A 20,737-nucleotide genomic window follows, 5' to 3' on the forward strand; every position below is an offset into this window, starting at 1 on the left:
GGAGCGAGAGCGGGAGGCGAGGCATGGCAGCGGCGGCACAGGGCGGGCAGGGCAGGCAGGGGAAGCGGAGCGAGGTCGTCGGGGCGCTGATGGAGCGGTACGGGGAGCGCAGCTTCGCCGAGGAGGCGGAGATTCATCTGGGGAAGACGACCCCGCACGCGCTGTTCCAGATGTTCCAGCTCGCGGCGTTGACCGACGCCCGGGTCGATCCCGGGACCGCCGTGCGGGCCTTCGTGGACCTGCGCGGGCGGCGCTGGGGGACGGCCGGGCAGGTGCGGGAGGCGGGGGCCGAGCAGGTCGCGCGGGTGCTGGAGGAGGCCGGGTATCCGGCGAACGACAGCGAGCGGATCGCCACCGCCATGACGGACGCCGCGATGCACCTCCTGGAGGACCACGGCGGGGATCTCAATGAGCTGCGCGACGACGCCGACCACGATCCGCGGCGTGAGCGCGAGCTGCTGCGCCACTTCGCCGGCGTCGGCGACGGCACGGTCGACGCGTTCTGCCGCGAGGCGCAGCTGCTGTGGGAGGAGCTGCGGCCGTTTGCCGACAAGAAGGCGCTGGACGCCGCCGCCCGGCTCGACCTGGAGCGGGACGCGGCGGGGCTGCGCTCGCTGGTGCGCGACGACCGCGAGTTCGTGCGCCTGGTGGATGCGCTGGTCCGGGTGCGGCACGACAAGGAGGGGTACCGGGAGCTGCGGGAGATGGCGGCCTGATCACGCCGTGACGTGCGCGACGCCGGGGCGGCCGGCGGCGACGTACACGCTGGCGCGGGTGGCGATCGGCGCGCCGGGGCGGGCGACGTACGGGACAACCCGGTAGTCGGTGCGCAGTTCGGCGGGGGTGAGTTCGCAGCGGGCGTACCCGCGCTGCACGTTGTAGAACGCCATGTGCGGGTTTTCCGCCAGCCACAGCGCGCCCCAGTCGTCCGTGTCCTGGCCGTCGCCGCCCGAGCTGATGGACGTGGCCAGGAACTCCGTGCCGACCGTCGCCGAACCCGGGTCGTCGAACGCCGCCTTGAGGTCGCCCGCCACGCTGCGGTGCGCGTCCCCGCTGAGCACGACGAAGTTGTCCACGCCCCGCTGCCGCACCCCGTCGATCAGCCGCTGCCGCGCGCCCGCGTAGCCGTCCCACGTGTCCATGCCGAAGCCCTGGCCGGGACCGGCGACGGAGTCGCCCTGCATCATCACGACCTGGTTGGCCATGACGTTCCAGGTGGTGGGGGAGGAGGCCAGGCCGTCCAGCAGCCACCGCTCCTGCGCCGCGCCGAGCATCGTGCGCCCCGGGTCGAGGCGTTCGGCGCAGTCGAGCTGACGGCCCGTGCCGCAGGGCTGGTTGTCCCGGTGCTGCCGCGTGTCCACCACGTGGAACGTCGCCATGTCGCCGTACCGCAGCCGCCGGTACATCCGCAGGTCCGGGCCGGAGGGCAACGAGGCCCGCCGCAGCGGCAGGTGCTCGTACAGGGCCTGCAACGCCGACGCCCGGCGGGCGAGGAAGCGCGGGCCGGCGTGCTCCTCGCTGTCGATGCCGTCGGCCCAGTTGTCGTCCACCTCGTGGTCGTCCAGCGACACGACCCAGGGATGGGCGGCGTGCGCGGCCCGCAGGTCGGCGTCCGTCTTGTACTGGGCGTAGCGGATCCGGTAGTCGGCGAGCGAGAACAGCTCGTTCGCGGGCAGGTGCTCCCGGTGCGGGCCGACGGGGCTGGGCACCGCGTCCTCGTAGATGTAGTCGCCGAGGTGGACGACGACGTCGAGGTCCTCGGCGGCGAGGTGCCGCAACGCCGTGAAGTGGCCCTCGGTGTAGCTCTGACAGCTCGCGAAGGCGAACGCCAGCGAGCCGAGCGCCGCGCCCGCGGCCGGGGCGGTCCTGGTGCGGCCCACCTCGCTGAGGTGGTGCCCGGGGCGCCCGTCGGCGCGGAAGCGGTAGAAGTAGACGCGGTCCGGCCGCAGGCCGGTCACCTCGACGTGGACGGAGTGCCCGAGCCGCGGCGTCGCGTACGCCTCGCCGGAGCGGACGACGGTGCGGAACGCCGGGTCCTCGGCGACCTGCCACGCCACCGGCACGGGGCGCGGCGGCATGCCGCCCAGGCCGTCGGAGGCCAGCGGGTCCGGGGCGAGGCGGGTCCACAGGACCACGCCGTCGGGCAGCGGGTCGCCGGACGCGACGCCGAGGGTGAAGGGGTCGGAGCGGAGGGAGGGGTGAGAGGGGCGGGCGGGGTGGAGGCGCGGTGCGGCGTTCGGCCCATGCCCGTCCCCGTGCCCGTCCATCGCGGCGCTCCTCACGGGCGCGGCCGAGGCGCCGACGACGGCGCCGGCCGCCGCGCTGGCGCCGGCGCAGGCCAGCAGGCGACGGCGGCTGAATCCCGGGGACTCCGCGGCCTCCGACGACTCCGACGACTCCGACGACTCCGACGACTCCGACGACAAGGACGCTCCAAGGTGGCGAGCGGCCGCAAGAAGCCGCAGATGGCACCAAACGAGCGTGATCGAAGCAGAGCGTTCGATACGGAGAGCGATCGGGACGTGAACGCTCGAATCCGCACATCGACGCCAGGGCAAACCGGCGGTGTCAGACCCCGCTGGCAGACTGGACAGCCTCGCGAAGGAGGGGAGGTGCGCGTGAGGCTACTGCACACGTCCGACTGGCACTTGGGGCGCGGCTTCCACCGGATGAGCCTGCTGGGAGCGCAGGAGGCGTTCTGCGACCACCTGCTCGCCACCGTGCGCGAGGAGCGGGTCGAGGCGGTGGTGGTCGCGGGGGACGTGTACGACCGGGCGGTGCCGTCGCTGGCGGCGGTGCGGCTCTTCGACGAGGTGCTGCACCGGCTGGCGGCGCTGCGCGTCCCCGTGGTCATGATCTCGGGCAACCACGACTCGCCGCTGCGGCTCGGCGTCGGGGCCGGGCTCATCCAGGGCGCCGGGATCCACCTGCGCACCGACCCGGCGGGCTGCGCCACGCCCGTGACGCTGGCCGACCGGCACGGCGAGGTGGCGTTCTACGGCCTGCCGTATCTCGAACCGGCCCTCGTCCGGGAGGAGTTCGCGGTGGCGGCGGGCGGCGGGCACGCCGCCGTGCTGGGGGCCGCGATGGACCGGGTGCGCGCCGACCTGGCGGGCCGGGCGCCGGGGACGCGCTCGGTGGTGCTGGCGCACGCCGTGGTCACCGGCGGCCAGGGCTGCGACAGCGAGCGGGACATCAGCGTGGGCGGGGTGGCCTCCGTCCCGGCGGGCGTCTTCGACGGCGCTGACTACGTGGCGCTGGGCCACCTGCACGGCTGCCAGCAGGTGGGTGAGGGCGGGCGGCTGCGGTACTCCGGGTCCCCGCTGGCGTACTCGTTCTCCGAGGCCCGGCACGAGAAGTCGATGTGGCTGGTGGACCTCGACGCGCGCGGCGGCGTGCGGGCGGAGCGGGTGGCCTGCCCGGTGCCCCGGCCGCTGGCCCGCATACGGGGGCGGCTGGGAGCGCTGCTGTCCGACCCGGCGCTGGAGGGGCACGAGAACGCCTGGGTGGAGGCGACGCTCACCGACCCCGCGCGCCCCGACGAGCCCATGGCGCGGCTCGCCCGGCGTTTCCCGCACGTGCTGAGCCTCGTCTTCGAGCCCGATACGCCGCCCGGCGCGGCCCACGCCACCTACGGCGAGCGGCTGGCGGGGCGCGGCGACCACGAGATCGCCGAGGACTTCGTGGCGCACGTGCGCCGCGGGGCGGGCCCGGACGAGCGGGAGCGGGCCTGGCTGCGCGAGGCGCTGGACGCGAGCCGCCTGCCGGCGGGCGAGGAGCGGGCCGATGGCGGGCGGGGTGGCGACGCCCGGGCCGACCGGCCCGGCGGCGCAGGGCCCGGCCGCGCGGGGCCCGGTGGCGTGCGCGTCGGCCACGCCTCGGAGGGCGCGGCGTGAGGCTGCACAGCTTGACCCTCACGGCGTTCGGGCCCTTCGCCGGGACCGAGCGGGTCGACTTCGACCGGCTCGCCGCCGGAGGGATCTTCCTCCTCCACGGCCCCACCGGCGCCGGGAAGACGTCCGTGCTCGACGCCGTCTGCTTCGCGCTGTACGGGGCCGTGCCCGGCGCGCGCCAGTCCAGCGCCGTGTCGCTGCGCAGCGACCACGCCGCGCCGGACGTGCGCACCGAGGTCGTGCTCGACGTGACCCTCGGCGGGCGGCGGCTGGAGATCACCCGCCGCCCCGAGCAGGAGCGCCCCAAGAAGCGCGGCACCGGCGTCACCCGCGAGCGCGCGGCCACGCTGCTGCGCGAGCACGACGCGGCCACCGGCTCCTGGCGGCCGCTCAGCCGCTCCCACCAGGAGGTCGGCGCGGAGCTGGCGGGGCTGCTGGGCATGAGCCGGGAGCAGTTCTGCCAGGTCGTGCTGCTGCCGCAGGGCGACTTCGCCCGCTTCCTGCGCTCCGGTGCGGAGGATCGCGCCCGGCTGCTCGGGCGGCTCTTCGACACCCGCCGTTTCGCCGCCGCCGAGGCCCACCTGGCCGAGCGGCGCGGCGAGGCGGCCCAGCGCGTGCGCGCCGGCGACGAGCGGCTGCTGGCCACGGCGCACCGCATCCAGCAGGCGGCGGGGCAGGCGGCGGGCGACGACACGGGCCCGGACCTGCCCGCGCCCGGCGACCCCGAGCTGGCCGACGCCGTGCTGGGCCTGGCCGCACAGGCTCGCTGCGCCGCCCGCGAGCGGCTCGGCATCGCGCGCCTCGCGCTCAGCACGGCCGAGGACGCCCACGCCCGCGCCGGGCGCCACCTGTCCGGGGCCCGCGAGCGCGCCCGCCTCCAGCGCCGCCGTGCCGAGGCCCTCGCCCGCGCCGAGGCGTTGGCGGCCCGCCGGCCCGAGCGCGAGGCCGACCGCCGCCGCCTGGAGCGGGCCCGCGCCACCGACGCCGTCGCCCCCGCCCTGGAGCTGCGCGACGCCGCCGACGCCGAGCACCGCCAGGCCGCCGAAGCCGAACGCCGCACCCGCGCCCCGCTGCCCGCCCCTCTCGCCGAGGCCCCCGCCGCCCACCTCGCCGAACGCGAACGCGCCGCCCGCGAACGCCTCGGCGCCCTGGCCACCGCCCGCACCGCCGAGGACCGCGCCCGCGCCATCGACGAGGAGCTCGCCCGCCTGGAGCGCGAGGCCGCCGACGCCGCCGGGCTGCTGGCCGCCACCGAGGACCGCTTCGCCGCCTGGCCCGCCGCGCAGGAGGAGCTGCGCCGCCGCCTGGAGGAGGCCCGGGACGCCGCCACCCGCGCCGCCGCCACCGCCCAGCGCCTCGACCCCGCCCGCCGCCGCCTCGCCGCCGCCCGCCGCCGCGACGAGCTGGCCGAGGCGGCCGACGCCGCCGAACGCGGCCTCCTCGCCGCCCGCGAGGCCGCCGCCGACGCCTACGCGCACTGGCTCGACCTGAAGGAACGCCGCCTGCGCGGCATCGCCGCCGAACTGGCCGCCGCGCTCCGCCCCGGCGAGCCCTGCGCCGTGTGCGGCTCCGCCGACCACCCCCGGCCGGCCCGCGCCACGGACGACCACGTCGACCGCGCCGCCGAGGAGGCCGCCCAGGCCGCCCACCAGGACGCCGAACGCCGCCGCGGCGAGGCCCAGTCCGGCCTCGCCGCCGTCCGCGAGTCCCACGCCGCCGCCCGCGCCGAGGCCGGTGACGACCCGGCCGCCGAACTGGCAGCCGCCGTCGCGGAGCTGGCCGCCGCCCACACCGAGGCCGAGGCGCGCGCGGCCGACGAGCCCGCCGCCCGCCAGGCCCTCGACTCGGCCGAACGCGCCCACGCCGAGCTGTCCGAACGCCGCCGGCGCGCCGAGTGCGACGCCGCGGCTCACGCCTCCCGGCGCGAGGCGCTGCTGGCCGAGGGCGCCGCCCTCCGCGAGGAGATCGACGCCGCCCGCGAGGGCGCGGCGACCGTCGCCGAGCGCGCCGCCCAGCTCACCGCGCTGGCCGAGGCCCTGGCCGCCGCGGGCGCGGCGGTCCGCGCGGCCGAGGAGACGGCGGACCGGCTGAAGCAGGCCGACGCGGCGCTGGCGGACGCGGCGTACCGTGCCGGGTTCGCCACGCCGGAGGCCGCGGCGGACGCCGCGCTCGGCGCGGCGGCGCGGGAGGAGCTGGCGCGGCGGGTGGACGCCTGGCAGGCGGAGGAGGCGGCGGTGGCGGCACTGCTGTCGGAGACCGCGGCGGCCGTCCTCCCCGCCCACCCTCCCCCAGGCCCTCGGGGGCCTGGGAGGTACCCCCACCACGGGGCTCCGCCCCGGGCCCCCGAGCGGGGCGGGCCTGGGCCCCGGGCCGAGGCGGGGTCGGCTGCCGACGGCGGCGGCGAGGGCGAGGCGGCTGCCGAGACTGGCGCGGGGGCGGCCGCGGTGCGTGCGGCCGAGGCCGAAGCGGCCGCGTCGGCCGCCGAGGCCGCGTTGGATGCCGCCACCGGGCGGCTGCGTGCCGCCTCCGCCGCCGAGGCCGACGCTCGTGCCCGGTGCGCCGATCTCGACGCGCTCTCCGCCCGTGCCGCCGCCGACGCCTCCGCGTTGCTGCCGCTGCGCGCGACCTCCCGCCGCGTGGCCCGCCTGGCAGGGCTGGCCGACGGGACCTCGCCGGAGAACGCCTACCGCATGCGCCTGGAGACGTACGTCCTCGCCGCCCGTCTCGAACAGGTCGCCGCCGCCGCCAACGCCCGCCTGCACCGCATGGCCGCCGCCCGCTACACCCTCGTCCACTCCGACGCCAAGGCGGAGCGGGGCGCCCGCTCCGGCCTCGGCCTGCGCGTCGTCGATGCCTGGACCGGGCGCGACCGCGACACCGCCACCCTCTCCGGCGGCGAGTCGTTCATCGTCTCCCTCGCCCTGGCCCTCGGCCTCGCCGACACCGTCGCCCAGGAGGCGGGCGGCGCGCGGCTGGACACCCTCTTCATCGACGAGGGCTTCGGCAGCCTCGACGAGGACACCCTCGACGAGGTCCTGGGCGTGCTCGACGCGCTGCGCGAGCACGACCGCAGCGTCGCCATCGTCAGCCACGTCCCCGACCTGCGCGCCCGCATCCCCACCCAGCTGGAGGTGACCAAGACCCGCCGGGGATCCACGCTGCGGGCGGCAGCGGTGGCAGCGGTGGCAGTGGCGGCCGAATGATCCGTTGCCCGCGCCGCATCGGCCCGGCATGACGACCACCGGGGTGTGATCCCGGCCGACCGCCTCCACCTCCCTCAGCCGGGTCAGGTCAACTCATCGAGCGCCAGGGCCCATTGTCTCGGGACATGGCACAGTAGAAGAAGAGGGCGAAACAGGCAGACTCGGGCCGAGAGGAGTCCGGACGGTGGAAGCCCGGCTGATGCCAGGTACGGCGGAGGGCTGAGCCGTGCCGCGCCTGCCCGATCCCGCGCGTTCCCAGGCCGTGCTCGTCGGCGTCGCGGACTACGCCTCCGCCGACCTGGAGGACATCCCCGCCGCCCGCAACAACCTCTCCGACCTCCACGAGCTCCTCACCGAGGGCCGCCCAGCGCCCTTCTCCCCCGAGCCCGGCCGCGTGACCGTGATCCCCGACCCCGCCACGCCGCGCGACCTCGGCGCACCGCTGCTGACCGCCGCCCGCCGGGCCGAGGACGTCTTCCTCGTCTACTACGCCGGCCACGGCCTGATCGGCGACGAGCGGCGCGAGCTGTACCTCGCGCTGGCCGACAGCGACCGCGACGTGCCCTCGTTCACCGCCTTCCCCTTCGAGGGCATCCGCGAGGCGTTCCACGCCAGCCCCGCGCGGAACCGGGTGCTGATCCTCGACTGCTGCTTCTCCGGCCGCGCCATCAGCGGCGGGCTGACGGGCGTTCCCGAGCCCGTCGTCGAGCGCCTGGAGATCGCCGGGACCTACACGCTCACCTCCGCGCCGCCCAACGACATGGCCCGCTTCGTCAAGGGCAGACGGCACACGGAGTTCACCGGTCAGCTGCTGCTGGCGCTGCGCGACGGCATACCGGAGGCCCACGGCGAGGACGTGACCCTCGGTGCCCTGTACCGGCACCTGAAGCGCACGCTGCGCGCCAAGGGCCTGCCCGAGCCGCAGCAGTGCGGCACCGACACGGCCGAGTTCCTGGTGCTGTCCCGGCCGCGCGGCCGCGCGGGAGGACGCCCGGTCCTGGCCCCCGGCGGGCACGTCGGCGGCGTCGGGCGCGTCGGGCGCGTCGAGCGCGTCGAGCACGAGGAGCTGATCCGGCGCCGCAACGCCGGCCACCGGTTGGGCGAGACCGGCCACACCGCCGAGGCGGTGCGGGAGTTGACCGCGATCGTGCCCGACCTGACGCGCACCTTCGGCGCGGACGACCCCGCCACGCTCGTCGGCCGCGTCAGCCTCGCCCACTGGACGGGCCTGGCCGGCGACCCCGATCAGGCCCTCACGCTCGCCGCCGTGGCGGTCGACGACCTGACGCGCGTCCTCGGCCCCGACGACCCCGCCACCCTCGCCGGCCGCGCCCAGCAGGCGTACTGGACGGGCGAGACCGGCCGCCCTCGCGAGGCGCTGGGCCTGACCACGACCCTCCTGACCGACCTCGTCCGCGTCCTCGGCCCCGACGACCGCGAGACGCTCGTCAACCGCGCCCGCCTCACCCGCTGGACCGGCGAGTCCGGAGACCCGATGGCCGCCGCCCGCCGCGCGGCCGAGCTCGTGCCCGACCTCGCCCGCACGCTGGGCGACCAGGACCGCGAGACGCTGGTGACCCGCATCAACCACGCCCACTGGACGGGCAGGTCGGAGCGGGCGGGCGGCCCGCGCGAGGCCACGCGGCTGCTCACCCGCGTCGTGCCCGACCTGACCTGGAGCCTGGGCGGCGACGACCGGCACACCCTCGTCGGGCGAGCGCGGCTCGGCCAGTGGACGGGCGCGTCCGGGCGGCGGCGCCGGGCGCTGCGCCTGTACGCCGCCGTCGTGCCCGACCTGACGCGGACGCTCGGGAACGACGACCCCGAAACGCTCCTGGCACGCGGCCAGCTCGCCCACTGGACCGGCGAGACCGGCCGCCCCGCCGAGGCCGCGCAGCAGCTCGCGCTGCTCATCCCCGACCTGGAGTGGGTGCTCGGCCCCAACGCCCCGGCCACGCTGGCCTGCCGCGCCCGCGCCGCCCACTGGACGGGCGCGGAGGGCGACGTCGGCCAGGCCGTGCGGATGCTCAGCGGCACGCTGCCCGAGCTGCGGCGCGTGCTGGGCCCCGACCACGCCGAGACGCGGGCCGCCGCCTCGCTGCTCGGCGCGTGGCGCGGCAGGGCCGACCGCGACCGGCGGCTGCGGGCGGAGATCTTCTACGGGCGGCGGCCGACGGGGCGCGGCTGATGGCCCGGCTGGAGGCCCGCAGGGGGAACGACCCGCGCCAGGTCGGCCCGTTCCGGATCGTGGCGCGGCTGGGTGCGGGCGGCATGGGCATGGTCTACCTGGGGCGTGCCACCCCTTCCGGCCTGGTCGCGGCCATCAAGGTCATCCGCCCGGAGCTGGGCGAGGAGCCGGTGTTCCGCGAGCGGTTCCTGCGCGAGGTCGCGGCGTTGACGCGCGTCGCCGCGCCGTTCACGGCCCAGGTCCTCGACGCGGGTGTCGAGGGCGAGACGCCCTGGATGGCCACCGCCTACGTGCCCGGTCCCTCGCTCCAGTGGAGCGTCGAGTCCTTCGGCCCGCTGCCGGAGCAGTCGCTGCACGCGCTCTGGCTCGGCCTGCTGCGCGCGTTGGAGCACATCCACGGAGCCGGGCTGGTCCACCGCGACCTGAAGCCGTCGAACGTGCTGCTCACCGCCGACGGGCCGCGCGTCATCGACTTCGGCATCTCGGAGCACGTGGAGGCGTCCACCCGCCTCACCGCCACCGGAGCGCTGATCGGCTCCCCCGGCTACATGTCCCCGGAACAGGCGAGGGGCCAGAGCCTGGGCCCCGCCAGCGACCTCTTCTCGCTCGGCAGCCTGATGACCTACGCCGCCACCGGGCGGAATCCCTTCGAGGCCGACTCGGTGCCCGCGACGCTCTTCCGCGTGGTGGGGGAAACGCCCGACCTGAGCGGCGTTCCCGAGGCCCTGCGCGCGGGGGTGACGCTGTGCCTCACGAAGGATCCGCGCGACAGGCCCTCCGCCACTCAGCTGCTGGTCCAGGCCGTCCACCTCGACAGTCTCGAAGCAGCGGGCCTGCTGGAGTCCGGACGCTGGCTTCCGGCGCCGGTGAGCCTGGAGACGCTCCGGCGGGCGCAGATGGTGCTGGACCTCGACGAGAGCATGCGGGGCAGCCAGGGCGGCCGGGACGGCCCGGGCCTGGAGACGAAGACCGAGGAGGTCCCGGGGATCACCATGGCCCCCGGGCTCAGGTCCGCGGCTGTTCCGGCGCCGGACCTCGACGAGCCGGACGGCCCGGATGACACCGACGACACGGGCGGCGCGCAGGACGATACGGCGACACGTCCAACGCCGACTCCGGCCCTGTCCGCGCGTCCGGCCGAAACGTCGCGTCCGCCTTCACCCCCGGCCGCGCGCACCCGGCGCGGGGCGGGCGACGACGAGCCCCTGCGGACCGGGTCCATGCCCATGGCGCCCGAGCTGCCGCCGCCGCCCCGGATGCGGCGCCGCTGGCGGCTCTTTCGCGGCTGAGCGCTCGGCTCGCGCCGCGCCGGACGCTCAGTTGAGGATCAGCAGGACGACGAGGGTGATGAGGGCGACGACGGCCGCGAGCAGCAGGCAGCCGCAGCCCAGGAGGAAGTTGGCGCCCCACGGAAGGGGGTACTCGTCGTCCGAGCCGATGGTGGACGCGGGTGCGGGTGCGGGTGCCGCGTCCGGTCTCGGCGTCTCGCAGACCGCGCACGCCCGCGCCCCGGCGTCGTTGTACGTGTCGCACGCCGAGCACCGCCACGTCGGGGCCGGGCCCGCGCTCACGCGTCCGTGCTGATCAGGCGCGCCATCACCGCGCTGTAGAGGTCGAACGTCTCCTGGGAGACGGGCGCGCTGACCCAGTCCTCCCGGACACGCGGGTCCGGCGCGGGAGCCGGCGGCGCAGGAGCCGGCGCCGGCGGGGGCTGCCGGAACAGGTCGACGAAACCCATCCCGGGGTAGGCACGCCGCAACCGTCCCACGAAGATCTCGGCCCGTCCCAGGTCGGCGTTGCCGACCGTGACCCTGATCCCGAGCTTCGTGGTCGGGAGGCGGAACTGGAACGTCAGCGCCGCACCCCCGCCCTCCAGCGGGCCGGCCGCCAGCGACTCGCAGCACGACGCCGGCAGCGCGAGCGGGATGTAGCCCCCGGACAGCGTGACCCGGCTGCCGTCGCCGAACTGGACGTCGCCCGAGGCCTCCACGTGGAAGACCATCTGATCCTCGGCGACGCTCAGCCAGAAGCCCTCGCCCTGAAGGTCCGTCACAGGCTGTTTGCGATCGTCTCGATGATCTCGTCCATCTCGAACTCCTCCAGACCCTCACCGGCCTTCGAAGGGAAGTGCAGGGTCAGGTCCCACTCCTCGCCGATCGCCTCCTGCCAGGGCTCCTCCTCCGGCGCGAACAGCACCAGCCGCTTCGCCGACTGCTCCATCACGGCGGTCTGGCTGCGGGCGTAGCCCCACTGCTCGAAGAGGTCGTCCATGGAGCGCGGGATGTCCCTGGGGTAGTTCTGCGCCGAGGTGCCCACCGTGCCCAGCGGGTGCGCGGGCGCGTCCGTGAACATCACGATGACGTGGCGGCGCCGGTCCAGGCCCTTCTCCCAGGGGGAGTTGACCGCCAGGGCCAACGCCTCCAGGCCCGACTCGGGCACGTCGCCGCCGCCGGTGGCGAGCAGGCCGCGCACGAAGCGCTCGAACTCCGCCGCCTGCTCGGGCAGCCGCAGGAAGCCCGTCATCTCGATCGCGTCGGAGGGGTCGTCGCCGAAGTCGCGGAAGGCGATGACGCGGACGCGCAGCTGGCTGATCTCCTTGCCCTTGCGGGCCATGACCTCGTTGAGCCGCTGGTGGAACTGGAGGGCGCTCTCCTTCACCGTGCCGATCACGGGGTTCATGCTGCCGGTGGCGTCGATGCACATGACGATGTCCACGGCGTACTGCAGATTGCCCTGGTACTTCTCGATGTTGGCGCTCATGCGCTGACTCACTCCTCAATTGGGCCTACGGCTTGCGGGGTGTGCGGCCGCCGAGGTTGATCTTGACCCGGGACTTCTTCGGTGGGGTCGGCGTCTCGGCCTCGGGGGTCTCGGCAGACCCCGTGGTCTCCGTGGTCTCCGTGCCCTCTGCCGCCGGCGGCCGGGCCGGGGATCCGCCGGGCAGGCGGGCCGGGCGCACGCGGCTCACACGCCGTGGCGGGAGCGGCGTCGGCTGGGGTGCGGCGTGCAGGACGCACACCTCGGGGCCGATCCGCTCCAGGAAGGCGGCGACCGTCGGGCGGACGGCCGGATCCCGCGCGGTCATCGCCGCGATCAGCTCCTGCACCGGCGTGGCGAGGTGCTCGTCGATGGCCAGCGGCTCGCCGGCGTTGACGGCGTCGGCGGGCGAGCCGAAGCGGGCGTCGTACCCGGGCAGCGAGCCCGTCAGGTAGAGGTGGGTCATCAGGCCCAGCGCGAAGACGTCCACCGCCGCCGAGAGCTGCGCGCCCTCCACAGCCTCGTCGCCCTGCACGTAACGCCGCCACTCCGGCGCGCCGTAGAGCGAGTCGCCCGCGATCTCGTCCCGGCCCGGCGGGTCGCCGGCGAGGTAGGAGTCGTCGAAGTCGATGAGCTTGGCGACGTGGAACTTGGCGCCTTCCCGCTTCTGCACCAGCACGTTGGCGGGCTTGAGGTCGCCGTGGACGATGTCGATGTCGTGCAGCATCCGCAGGCTGGAGCCGAGCGTCTTCAGCAGCACCGACTTCGACGCCGGGCTGAGGGCCTGCGGCTCCTCCAGGCTGGTGGTGTCGATCCGCTCGGTCACCTTGTAGTACGTGCTGCCCTCGTGGAAGAAGTCGACGGCCAGGACCAGGTTGCCGCCGCCGCTGGCGTCGGGCCGCAGCAGCTTCATGATCGTGCGGTGGCGTTCCTCGAAGTCCTCGCAGATCTCCGTGCGTATGCGCCGGCTGGCCGCGCTGCCGCCGCCGCCCTCGCGCGGGCGTTTGGGCTCCAGGAAGCGCTTGAGGAAGTACTGCCTGCCGTCCTTCTCGGCGAACGCCCACATGCACTTGCCGCCGTCGGCGTTGGTCGGCTCGGAGACGATCCGGTAGCCGCCGATCACGTCACCCTGCTTCACTCGGCCACCTGCTTCACTCGGCCACCTCCGGTGGCATCAGCAACTCGTAGCTGGTTCGGTAGGCGTTCCAGGTCTCGTCCTGCCAGCGGCGCAGCGCGTCCTCGCCCCGGCCCAGCGGTGCGTCCCAGTACGGGTCGGTGAGCTGGTCGCGCCGCTCGGCGAAGGCCGCGTGCAGAGCCCCGAAGTCGTCGTCGTCGAAGCCCAGCGCCACCAGTGACAGCGACGCATCGTCGGCGGTGATGGGTTGCACCCGCTCCCGCAGGTGCTTGGCCCACTCCGCCATGCTGCCCGCGCTCCACAGCGTCTGAAGCAGGAGGCGTTCGAAGTGGGCGGGTGTGTGCACGTAGCCGAAGAAGCCGTCCGTGGCGGCCAGCAGCACGCAGGGCAGGGGGAACGGCCGGTCCGGCTGGTGGGCGTTCACGGTGAAGTCGCGGCCGGCGCAGATGACGTTCGTCATGGGCGGGTCCTGCCGGAGCTGGGCCAGGGCGTCGTCCTCGACGGTGTCGTCTCGGGTGAGGCGCCGGAGGCCGCCGCCGGTACCCGGGAGGAGGACGTACGCCCGCGAGTCGCCGGCCCACAACGCCCGCGTGCGGACCGAGTCCTCGGCCAGGTGGTAGTGGATGGCGGCCATGGTGGTCGGGAGCGCGCGGCGCATGGTGCCGGTGAGTTTGCTGCGGCGCACGCGGGAGTCGCGGGGCACGGCGGCGAGCACGCGCCGCAGCCAGCCGCGCAGCTCCTCCGGAGCGTCCTTCGGCGTGTCCTTCGGCTGAGGGGCGGCGCCGGTCACGAGGGACTGGAACCAGCACTCGGCGGCCAGGCGGGCCGCGCGGGCCCCGGCCCAGGCGTTGCTGTGGCCGCGCCAGGCGGGGGCGGCGCCGGAGCCGCCGGAGCCGTCGAAGACGGCGAGGAGGCCGTCGCGGGTGGGAAGGTGATAGGCGGCCAGCGGCTCGGCGTCCTCGCCGTGGCCGGGGCGGCGTTCGGTCCACACGGTCATGGCCTGGAGGCGGGGCGCCGCGCCGGACCAGGTCTGGTGGCCGCCCGGCTGCGGCGTGGACGGCTGGGGCGTGGTCGGCTGGGTCATGACGCCGCCGCCCCCTCGCCGCCGGTGCCGCCGCCTGGCTTGGGGCGCTTGGCGCCGGTGCCCCGGACGCGGCTGACCCGGCGTTCCCTCGGCAACGGCTCCTCCTTGCGGGCCACCACCTCGCCCACCACCACGTGAGGCTCGGGCGGGGGCGGAGTCTCCGGTGGGGACTCCGGTGGGGACGGGGGCGGGGTGCTCGGTATGGGCGGAACGGTGGGGGTGGGCTCCGGGGCCGCCGCCGCCTTGGACGCGGCGCCGCGCACCCGGCTGCGGCGCGGCGCCGCCGCGCCACGGAGGGGTTCGCTGCCGCCCTCTGCCAGCAGCTCCACCTGAACGCCCCTCAGCCGCACCGTCGAGTCGCCGCGCACCTCCCGCAGCTCGGCGTTGAGCGCCTCCTCCGCCTCGTGGTGCCGCGCGACGCCGTACCCCCTCGCCACCCCCCGCAGCCGCTCGCGGACGGGCCCGTACCAGGCGGCGGCCATGTCGCGGATGCCGCGCGCCACCACGTCGGCCGGGTCCGTCACCTGGCTCATCAGCTCGACGCGGCAGTGGAACGAGGTGGACGGGTCGCGGCTGGCCAGCCGCAGCGTGAAGACGAGCCGGTGTTCGGTCGTGTCCACCATGAACATGCCCTGGTATACGCCGTAGCGCGCGTCGGGCACGTGCTCGCCGGGACGGATCGTCAGCGCGGGCCCGGCGTCGGGCACCAGCACCAGCGCCCTGCCGGGCGGCGGCGGCCGCAACGGGCTGAGGAGACGCACCCGGGGCAACGGCTGACCGTCGACCACGGGGTCGTACGTCAGCGCATCCGTCGCCATCCCCTGTACCCTCCCTGCCTCGCTGTCCATTCTGGGTTATCAGCGCGCGGCAGGGAGGGGTCCCGCAGGAGTTGAGGTGGAATCCAGGTATGGCGGGCCGGACGTGGCGGTGTCGCGAGTGCGACACGTACGACGACGTCGGGGAGGGGAGCTGCCTGGCCTGTGACACACCCCGGCCGCGCCACGCCGCGTCTGCGACCATCGGGTCCGTGGTGGAGTACTCCCACGTCCACGACGACGGCGTGGTGACGATCCGTGAGGACACCCAGCAGGTCGAGGAGCAGGAGCTGCTCACATGACGGGCACGGGCCGGACGTGGCGGTGCGACGAGTGCGACACGTACAACGAGGTGGACGCATCGGCGTGTTCGGTCTGCGGCTCGCCAAAGCCCAAGCCCAGGCCGGCTCCCTCACCCACGCCGAAGCCCGCGACGACGCGCAAGTCCCCGCCACCGAGGAGGTCGAGCGCGTCCGCTGCCAGCCGGCCCCTGGGCAGACCGGGCAAGGCGTGGACGTGCGGCGCCTGCGGCGAGCGCAACGCCCCCGACGACTTCGTCTGCGACGGCTGCGGCACCGTCATCACGGTCGACGAACTCCTGGCCATACTCCGCGAGCCGCGCGAGCCCTGGTCCTACACGCCGCCGAGGCGCACCGACATCACCGCCTCGCGCACCCGCCCCACCACCCCCAGGCCGACGCCGACGCCGACGCCGACACCGACGCGGACGCCGGCCCGCCCCAGACCCTCCGACCCCACGCCGCGCAGCGGCACCGACACGGTGCTTGGCTGCATCGGCATCGTGATCATCCTCGCGCTGGTGGGAGCGTTGATCCTGGGTGTCGTCGCCCTCGTCAACTTCCTCGCCTCCGGCGGCGACGACGGCGGAGGCGACCGCGAGTCCACCGCCGCCGACGCCTCCCCGGCCGCGTCCTCGGCGTGCCCCGACCGGATCGCGTCACTGATCGACGTGGGCGAGGGCAAGGCGTTGTCGCTCGCGGAGACGTACCGGACGGCCGAGATGCGGATCACGGTCTGCCGGCCGACGGCGTCCGCCGATGACGATTCCGGATCCCGTTCCCCCACCTGCGTCATCGAGTTCGACGACGGCGGGGAGCCCGTGGTCACCTCCGCGCAGTGGGGCATCGGCGCCTACGACTGCGGCGACAGCCACTTCGGCCTCTTCGCCGTCACCATCTCCAACGACCTCGTGACGGTGTACGAGAACGGTGTCAAGACCGACGAGCAGGCGCTGCTCACGTGAGCAACCGCGGTGGGGGCCGGCCGGGTTCCTGTCCGCAACCGGCAGTGGTTCAACCCATTGACAGACCTATTGGTCTGGACCACATTCATACCTCGACATACCTCGACGGTGGCCACCGTTCCTCTCCTCCAACTCCCCCACCCCCACACCATGGAGGCGACGTGGACAGCACCTCATCGACGCACGCCCGGGTCCGGTTCCGGGACACAGTCCCCGTCCGCACGGTCGCGGTGGCCGCCGCCGCGGCGGCCGTGGCCGGGCTGACGGTCGTCGCCGGCACGGCCGACGCGGACAACGCGCCCACCGCCGTGCCGCGTCACGCCCTCACCGGGTACTGGCACAACTTCGACAACGGCTCCGTCGTCCAGAAGCTGGGCGAGGTCTCCGACGCCTACGACATCATCGCCGTCTCGTTCGCCGAGTCCACCGCCACGCCCGGCGCGATCGACTTCGCCCTCGACCCGGCCATCGGATACGCCTCCGAGCAGGAGTTCAAGGACGACATCGCCGCCAAGCAGGCCGAGGGCGTCTCGGTGATCCTCTCCGTCGGCGGTGCCAACGGCACGGTCGCGGTCAACGACGCGGCCTCGGCCGAGGCGTTCGCGGGCAGCGCCCTGGCCCTGATGGACGAGTTCGGCTTCGACGGCATCGACATCGACCTCGAGGCGGGCATCAACGCCACCTATCTCACCCAGGCCATGGAGACGATCCACGCCACGGCCGGGGACGACCTGGTGTACACGATGGCGCCGCAGACGCTCGACATGCAGAGCACCAGCACCGAGTACTTCCAACTAGCCCTGAACACACGGGACTTCCTCACCGTGGTCAACATGCAGTACTACAACAGCGGCTCCATGGTCGGCTGCGACGGACAGGTCTACGCCGCTGGCAGCGTGGACTTCCTCACCGCGCTGGCCTGCATCCAGCTGGAGAACGGCCTGGCGCCCTCCCAGGTCGGCATCGGCGTCCCGGCCTCGCCCGGCGCCGCCGGGTCCGGGTACGTGGAGCCCGCCGTCGTGACCGCCGCGCTCGACTGCCTGACGCGCGGCACCGGCTGCGGCCAGTTCGTGCCGGACCAGACCTATCCCGACCTGCGCGGCGCCATGACGTGGTCGGTGAACTGGGACGCGCACTCCGGCAACGCCTGGTCGAGCGTCGTCGGCCCGCACGTGGACGCGCTGCCGTAAGCCGGGTGCCGTAACGGGCGGTGTTGCCGCGACAGAAAAGAAAACAGATAGCACAGAGAGAAGGGAGAAGAGAAAAGAGATAGGAGATAAGAGGGAATCGGGCCGAAGGCAGAATTCGGCCTTTCCCTGGCGGGAGTTCTTGCCTCGCTTCGGCTCGCCCGTGGCGGGGCATGAACAGCCCATGGAATCCATGGAGTTAATTCCCGCTCACCCCATTGATCCCGCAGGTAGCGACATCTACGGCGAAGCGGCTCTGCTTCGCCGGCGCGGCCCGATAGTCTCGGTCGAACTCCCCGGTGGCATATTCGCCTGGCTCATCACCAGCCAGTCCCTGCTCAAGGAATTGCTGACCGACGACCGGGTCTCCCGCGATCCGTGGCGGCACTGGCCCGACTGGCCGGACGACGTGCCGCAGGAGTCGGCCTGGATGTTCCCCTTCATGGGCGTCCAGAACATGTTCAACTCCTACGGCGCCGACCACAACCGGCTCCGCCGCCTGGCCGCCCCGGCGTTCACCCGCCGCCGCATCCAGGCCCTCGCACCCGACGTCGAACGCATCGTCACCCACCTGCTCGACGCCATGGCCGCCACGCCCCCTGGCGAACCGGTCGACCTGCGCCTCGCCTTCGCCCACCAGGTGCCGATGCGCGTCATCAGCGCGCTGCTGGGCATTCCCGACGACCTGCGGCCCGTCATGGCCGACGTGTTCGAACGCTTCGTCGCCTCGCCCGAAGACCCGGCGCAGGCCATCGCCGTGGCCCGCGAACTCCCCCAGGTCATGGCCGGACTGGTCGAGCGCAAGCGCGCCGAACCCGGTGACGACATGGTCAGCTTCCTGATCAGCACGAGGGACGAGGACGGCTCCCGCCTCAGCGACGACGAGCTCATCGGAACGCTGATCCTCCTCATCGGCGCCGGGTTCGAGACGACGGAGTCGCTCATCGACAACGCCACGATCGCGCTGCTCACCCACCCCGACCAGCTCGCCATGCTCCGCGACGGCCGCGTCGGCTGGGACAGCGCCGTCGAGGAGACCCTGCGCTGGTCGCCCTCGGTCACGATCATGCCGCTCCGCTACGCCACGGAGGACATCGAGCTCCGCGGCGTACCCGGCGTTCCCGGCCTTCCCGGCATCCCCGGCGCCCCGGTGATCCGCAAGGGCGAGCCCATCGTCCCGAACTTCGCCGCCGCCAACCTGGATCCCGACCGCTACGGCGAGGGCGCGGACGTCTTCGACATCACGCGCACCGACATCGGCCACGTGGCGTTCGGTCACGGCGCGCATCTGTGCCTCGGCGCGACGCTGGCCCGCCTGGAGGCCAGGATCGCCCTCCCGGCCCTCTTCGACCGCTTCCCCGGCCTCCGCCTGGCCGTCGACCCGGCCGACATCACGTACTTCCCGAACCCCACGCTGCACAGCCCGCGCGCCGTTCCGGTGCACCTGCGTCGGGGCTGAGGGCTCGCCGGGTGCCGCCAGGTGTGCGAATATCTGCGCACCGAGCGGCGCCAACGGCCGTACGGTGGGAGCGCGTCGGGTCCATGGGGGAGGAAGCGCGATGCAGGAGATGGGGCCGAGAGATCCACGGCAGGAGGGCACCCCGCCGGAGCCCGAGCCCACTCCCGGCCCCGCCCCGGCGTCCCCGCCTCCACCCCCACCCCCGATGCCGCCGTCCCCGCCGCCCGCGCCGCCCGCGTACGGGGCCGTGCCGCCGTCGCCTTACGCGCAGCACTCCCCGTACGGCGGCGGCCCGCCTTACGGCAGCGTGCCGCCACCGCCACCACCGCCACCACCGATGCCGCCCGGCCGCCCGGGCGGCGCGAACCGCCGCAACGTGCTCCTCGGGGCGGCGGCGGTCGCGGGCGCCGCCGGGCTGGCGGCCCTGGGGGCACGGCTGTTCCTGTCGGGCGACGACGGCGGAGACGGAAACGGCGGCGATGACGGGCCCGACGCGAGTCGGCGCCCGTCCGGCAGCGGCGACGAGGTGACCGACGACCCGACGACGCCCGTGCCGGTGACGCTGACGTGGTGGCACACGGGGGTGACCACGGAGGAATCCGCCGTCTACGACCAGTGGGCCGCGGATTTCGAGGAGGCCCACCCCTGGGTGACCGTCGAGCCCTCCGTCGTCCAGCCCACGGATTACGAGCCACGGCTGAGCACGGCCATCGTGGCCGGCGAAGCCCCGGACGTCTTCCTCACCTGGCGCGGCATGCTGACCCGGCACGCGGCCGACGGCCTGCTCGCCGACCTGACCGAGGCGGCGACCCCGGTGGCCGGTGACTTCCTGCCGCCGCTGCTCGACACCTTCCGCTTCGAGGACCGCCTCTACGGCATCCCCACCCAGTCCGGGGTCGTCGGCTTCTGGTACAACCGGCGGCTGTTCGACGAGGCCGGCGTGGCGCCGCCCGCGACCTGGGCGGAGTTCCTCGACGCGGTCCAGACGCTGCGCGGCGCCGGTACCACGCCCGTGTCGCTGTCCGGGGCCGACCCCTGGACCTGCTCCTCCTACTGGACCTACCTGGCCCTGCGGGCGGCGGGCCCGGACGCCCTTGAGTCGGCGCTGAACGCCGGGGACTTCTCCGCCCCCGAGTTCGTCCGGGCCGGCGAACTGCTCCAGGAGCTCGCCGGACGGGACGCGTTCGCGCCGGGCTTCGAAAGCGCCACGTGGGCGGAGCAGCAGGCACAGGTCGGCACCGGCGCGGCCGCCATGGAGCTGACGGGCCAGTGGGCACCCGCGATCTACGAGACGTTCGCCGGATCGAACATGGACGAGATCGGGTTCTTCCCGTTCCCCACGGTCGACGGCGAGGCGGGGGCGGCCACCGAGGCGCTGGGCGACTGCTCCGGATTCGCCGCCGGGAGCGACGCCCCACCCGAGGCGGCGGACTTCGTGCTCTTCCTCGCGGGACGGGCACAGCAGGCCGCCCTGCTGGACCTCGGCAACACGCTTCCCGTGCTCCGCGACTCAGTCGACCAGGTTCCCGAGGGCCCGCTCCGGGAGCCCGCCGAGACGGTCTCCGAGGCGACCGGCTTCCTCCTCAGCTGGGACCAGCTCGGCCGCGGTGACCTGAACGAGCGCATCGGACAGAACGTCGTGCAACTGCTCACCGGAGCCACCACCGCCTCCCGGGCCGCGGCGGACATCAGCCAGGCGGCGGCCGAAGGGATGTAGCGCGGATCAGCGGCCCGTCGCTCTCATTCTCGGTG

Annotated in this window: 18 protein-coding genes; 9 read left to right on the plus strand and 9 right to left on the minus strand. The window is 74.7% G+C overall.

Annotated elements, in window-relative coordinates; all coding sequences use genetic code 11:
• Nucleotides 1-23 precede the first annotated feature (23 nt).
• Nucleotides 24-716 (plus strand): hypothetical protein, encoded by a 693-nt coding sequence (locus tag ACTWQH_RS10250; RefSeq protein ID WP_443286105.1) that lies wholly within the window; start codon nucleotides 24-26, stop codon nucleotides 714-716.
• On the opposite strand, the gene ACTWQH_RS10255 is transcribed toward ACTWQH_RS10250, so the two are convergent.
• On the minus strand, nucleotides 717-2,426 hold the full coding sequence (locus ACTWQH_RS10255) for an alkaline phosphatase D family protein (protein WP_443286106.1): 1,710 nt from the start codon (nucleotides 2,424-2,426) through the stop codon (nucleotides 717-719).
• 192 nt (nucleotides 2,427-2,618) lie between these two features.
• Between ACTWQH_RS10255 and ACTWQH_RS10260 the strand changes: the two genes are divergently transcribed.
• The 4 genes from ACTWQH_RS10260 to ACTWQH_RS10275 all read left to right on the plus strand — a co-directional run bounded on the left by ACTWQH_RS10260 (nucleotide 2,619) and on the right by ACTWQH_RS10275 (nucleotide 10,573).
• Nucleotides 2,619-3,896, plus strand: coding sequence for an exonuclease SbcCD subunit D (locus ACTWQH_RS10260; RefSeq protein ID WP_443286107.1), 1,278 nt, complete (start codon nucleotides 2,619-2,621; stop codon nucleotides 3,894-3,896).
• On the plus strand, nucleotides 3,893-7,096 hold the full coding sequence (locus ACTWQH_RS10265; RefSeq protein ID WP_443286108.1) for an AAA family ATPase: 3,204 nt from the start codon (nucleotides 3,893-3,895) through the stop codon (nucleotides 7,094-7,096). The genes ACTWQH_RS10260 and ACTWQH_RS10265 overlap by 4 nt, the downstream gene beginning before the upstream one ends.
• 226 nt (nucleotides 7,097-7,322) lie before the next feature.
• On the plus strand, nucleotides 7,323-9,284 hold the full coding sequence (locus ACTWQH_RS10270; RefSeq protein ID WP_443286109.1) for a caspase, EACC1-associated type: 1,962 nt from the start codon (nucleotides 7,323-7,325) through the stop codon (nucleotides 9,282-9,284).
• Nucleotides 9,284-10,573 (plus strand): serine/threonine-protein kinase, encoded by a 1,290-nt coding sequence (locus tag ACTWQH_RS10275; protein WP_443286110.1) that lies wholly within the window; start codon nucleotides 9,284-9,286, stop codon nucleotides 10,571-10,573. The genes ACTWQH_RS10270 and ACTWQH_RS10275 overlap by 1 nt, the downstream gene beginning before the upstream one ends.
• A 27-nt stretch (nucleotides 10,574-10,600) precedes the next feature.
• On the opposite strand, the gene ACTWQH_RS10280 is transcribed toward ACTWQH_RS10275, so the two are convergent.
• From ACTWQH_RS10280 to ACTWQH_RS10315, 8 genes are all read right to left on the minus strand, one after another.
• Nucleotides 10,601-10,855 carry a zinc finger protein gene (locus tag ACTWQH_RS10280; protein WP_443286111.1) on the minus strand — a complete coding sequence of 85 codons (255 nt, stop codon included), beginning with the start codon at nucleotides 10,853-10,855 and terminating at the stop codon, nucleotides 10,601-10,603.
• Nucleotides 10,852-11,337 (minus strand): hypothetical protein, encoded by a 486-nt coding sequence (locus tag ACTWQH_RS10285; protein ID WP_443286112.1) that lies wholly within the window; start codon nucleotides 11,335-11,337, stop codon nucleotides 10,852-10,854. The genes ACTWQH_RS10280 and ACTWQH_RS10285 overlap by 4 nt, the downstream gene beginning before the upstream one ends.
• Nucleotides 11,334-12,044 (minus strand): vWA domain-containing protein, encoded by a 711-nt coding sequence (locus tag ACTWQH_RS10290; RefSeq protein ID WP_443286113.1) that lies wholly within the window; start codon nucleotides 12,042-12,044, stop codon nucleotides 11,334-11,336. The genes ACTWQH_RS10285 and ACTWQH_RS10290 overlap by 4 nt, the downstream gene beginning before the upstream one ends.
• Before the next feature lie 25 nt (nucleotides 12,045-12,069).
• A complete protein-coding gene (locus ACTWQH_RS10295; RefSeq protein WP_443286114.1) occupies nucleotides 12,070-13,179 on the minus strand; it encodes a protein kinase domain-containing protein in 1,110 nt (369 codons plus the stop codon).
• A 13-nt stretch (nucleotides 13,180-13,192) separates the two neighbouring features.
• Nucleotides 13,193-14,260, minus strand: a complete 1,068-nt coding sequence (locus ACTWQH_RS10300) for a serine/threonine protein phosphatase (RefSeq protein ID WP_443286115.1) — start codon at nucleotides 14,258-14,260, stop codon at nucleotides 13,193-13,195.
• Nucleotides 14,257-15,078 carry a hypothetical protein gene (locus tag ACTWQH_RS10305; protein ID WP_443286116.1) on the minus strand — a complete coding sequence of 274 codons (822 nt, stop codon included), beginning with the start codon at nucleotides 15,076-15,078 and terminating at the stop codon, nucleotides 14,257-14,259. The genes ACTWQH_RS10300 and ACTWQH_RS10305 overlap by 4 nt, the downstream gene beginning before the upstream one ends.
• 291 nt (nucleotides 15,079-15,369) lie before the next feature.
• Complete coding sequence (locus ACTWQH_RS10310; protein WP_443286117.1) at nucleotides 15,370-15,657, minus strand: hypothetical protein; 288 nt, start codon at nucleotides 15,655-15,657, stop codon at nucleotides 15,370-15,372.
• A gap of 51 nt (nucleotides 15,658-15,708) precedes the next feature.
• The gene (locus tag ACTWQH_RS10315; RefSeq protein WP_443286118.1) at nucleotides 15,709-15,876 is read right to left on the minus strand and encodes a hypothetical protein; all 168 of its coding nucleotides are present in this window, start codon (nucleotides 15,874-15,876) and stop codon (nucleotides 15,709-15,711) included.
• Nucleotides 15,877-15,895: 19 nt separating this feature from the next.
• Between ACTWQH_RS10315 and ACTWQH_RS10320 the strand changes: the two genes are divergently transcribed.
• From ACTWQH_RS10320 to ACTWQH_RS10335, 4 genes are all read left to right on the plus strand, one after another.
• Nucleotides 15,896-16,339 (plus strand): hypothetical protein, encoded by a 444-nt coding sequence (locus ACTWQH_RS10320; protein WP_443286119.1) that lies wholly within the window; start codon nucleotides 15,896-15,898, stop codon nucleotides 16,337-16,339.
• Between the two features lie 161 nt (nucleotides 16,340-16,500).
• Nucleotides 16,501-17,529: a chitinase gene (locus tag ACTWQH_RS10325; protein WP_443286120.1), complete on the plus strand. Its 1,029-nt coding sequence runs from the start codon at nucleotides 16,501-16,503 to the stop codon at nucleotides 17,527-17,529.
• Between the two features lie 181 nt (nucleotides 17,530-17,710).
• Nucleotides 17,711-18,985, plus strand: coding sequence for a cytochrome P450 family protein (locus ACTWQH_RS10330; RefSeq protein WP_443286121.1), 1,275 nt, complete (start codon nucleotides 17,711-17,713; stop codon nucleotides 18,983-18,985).
• Nucleotides 18,986-19,085: 100 nt separating this feature from the next.
• Entirely contained in the window at nucleotides 19,086-20,702 is a 1,617-nt protein-coding gene (locus ACTWQH_RS10335) for an ABC transporter substrate-binding protein (protein ID WP_443286122.1), read from the plus strand.
• Nucleotides 20,703-20,737: the final 35 nt, after the last annotated feature.

Source organism: Streptomyces sp. 6N223 (genome assembly GCF_052246635.1).
Taxonomy (GTDB): Bacteria; Actinomycetota; Actinomycetes; order Streptomycetales; family Streptomycetaceae; genus Streptomyces.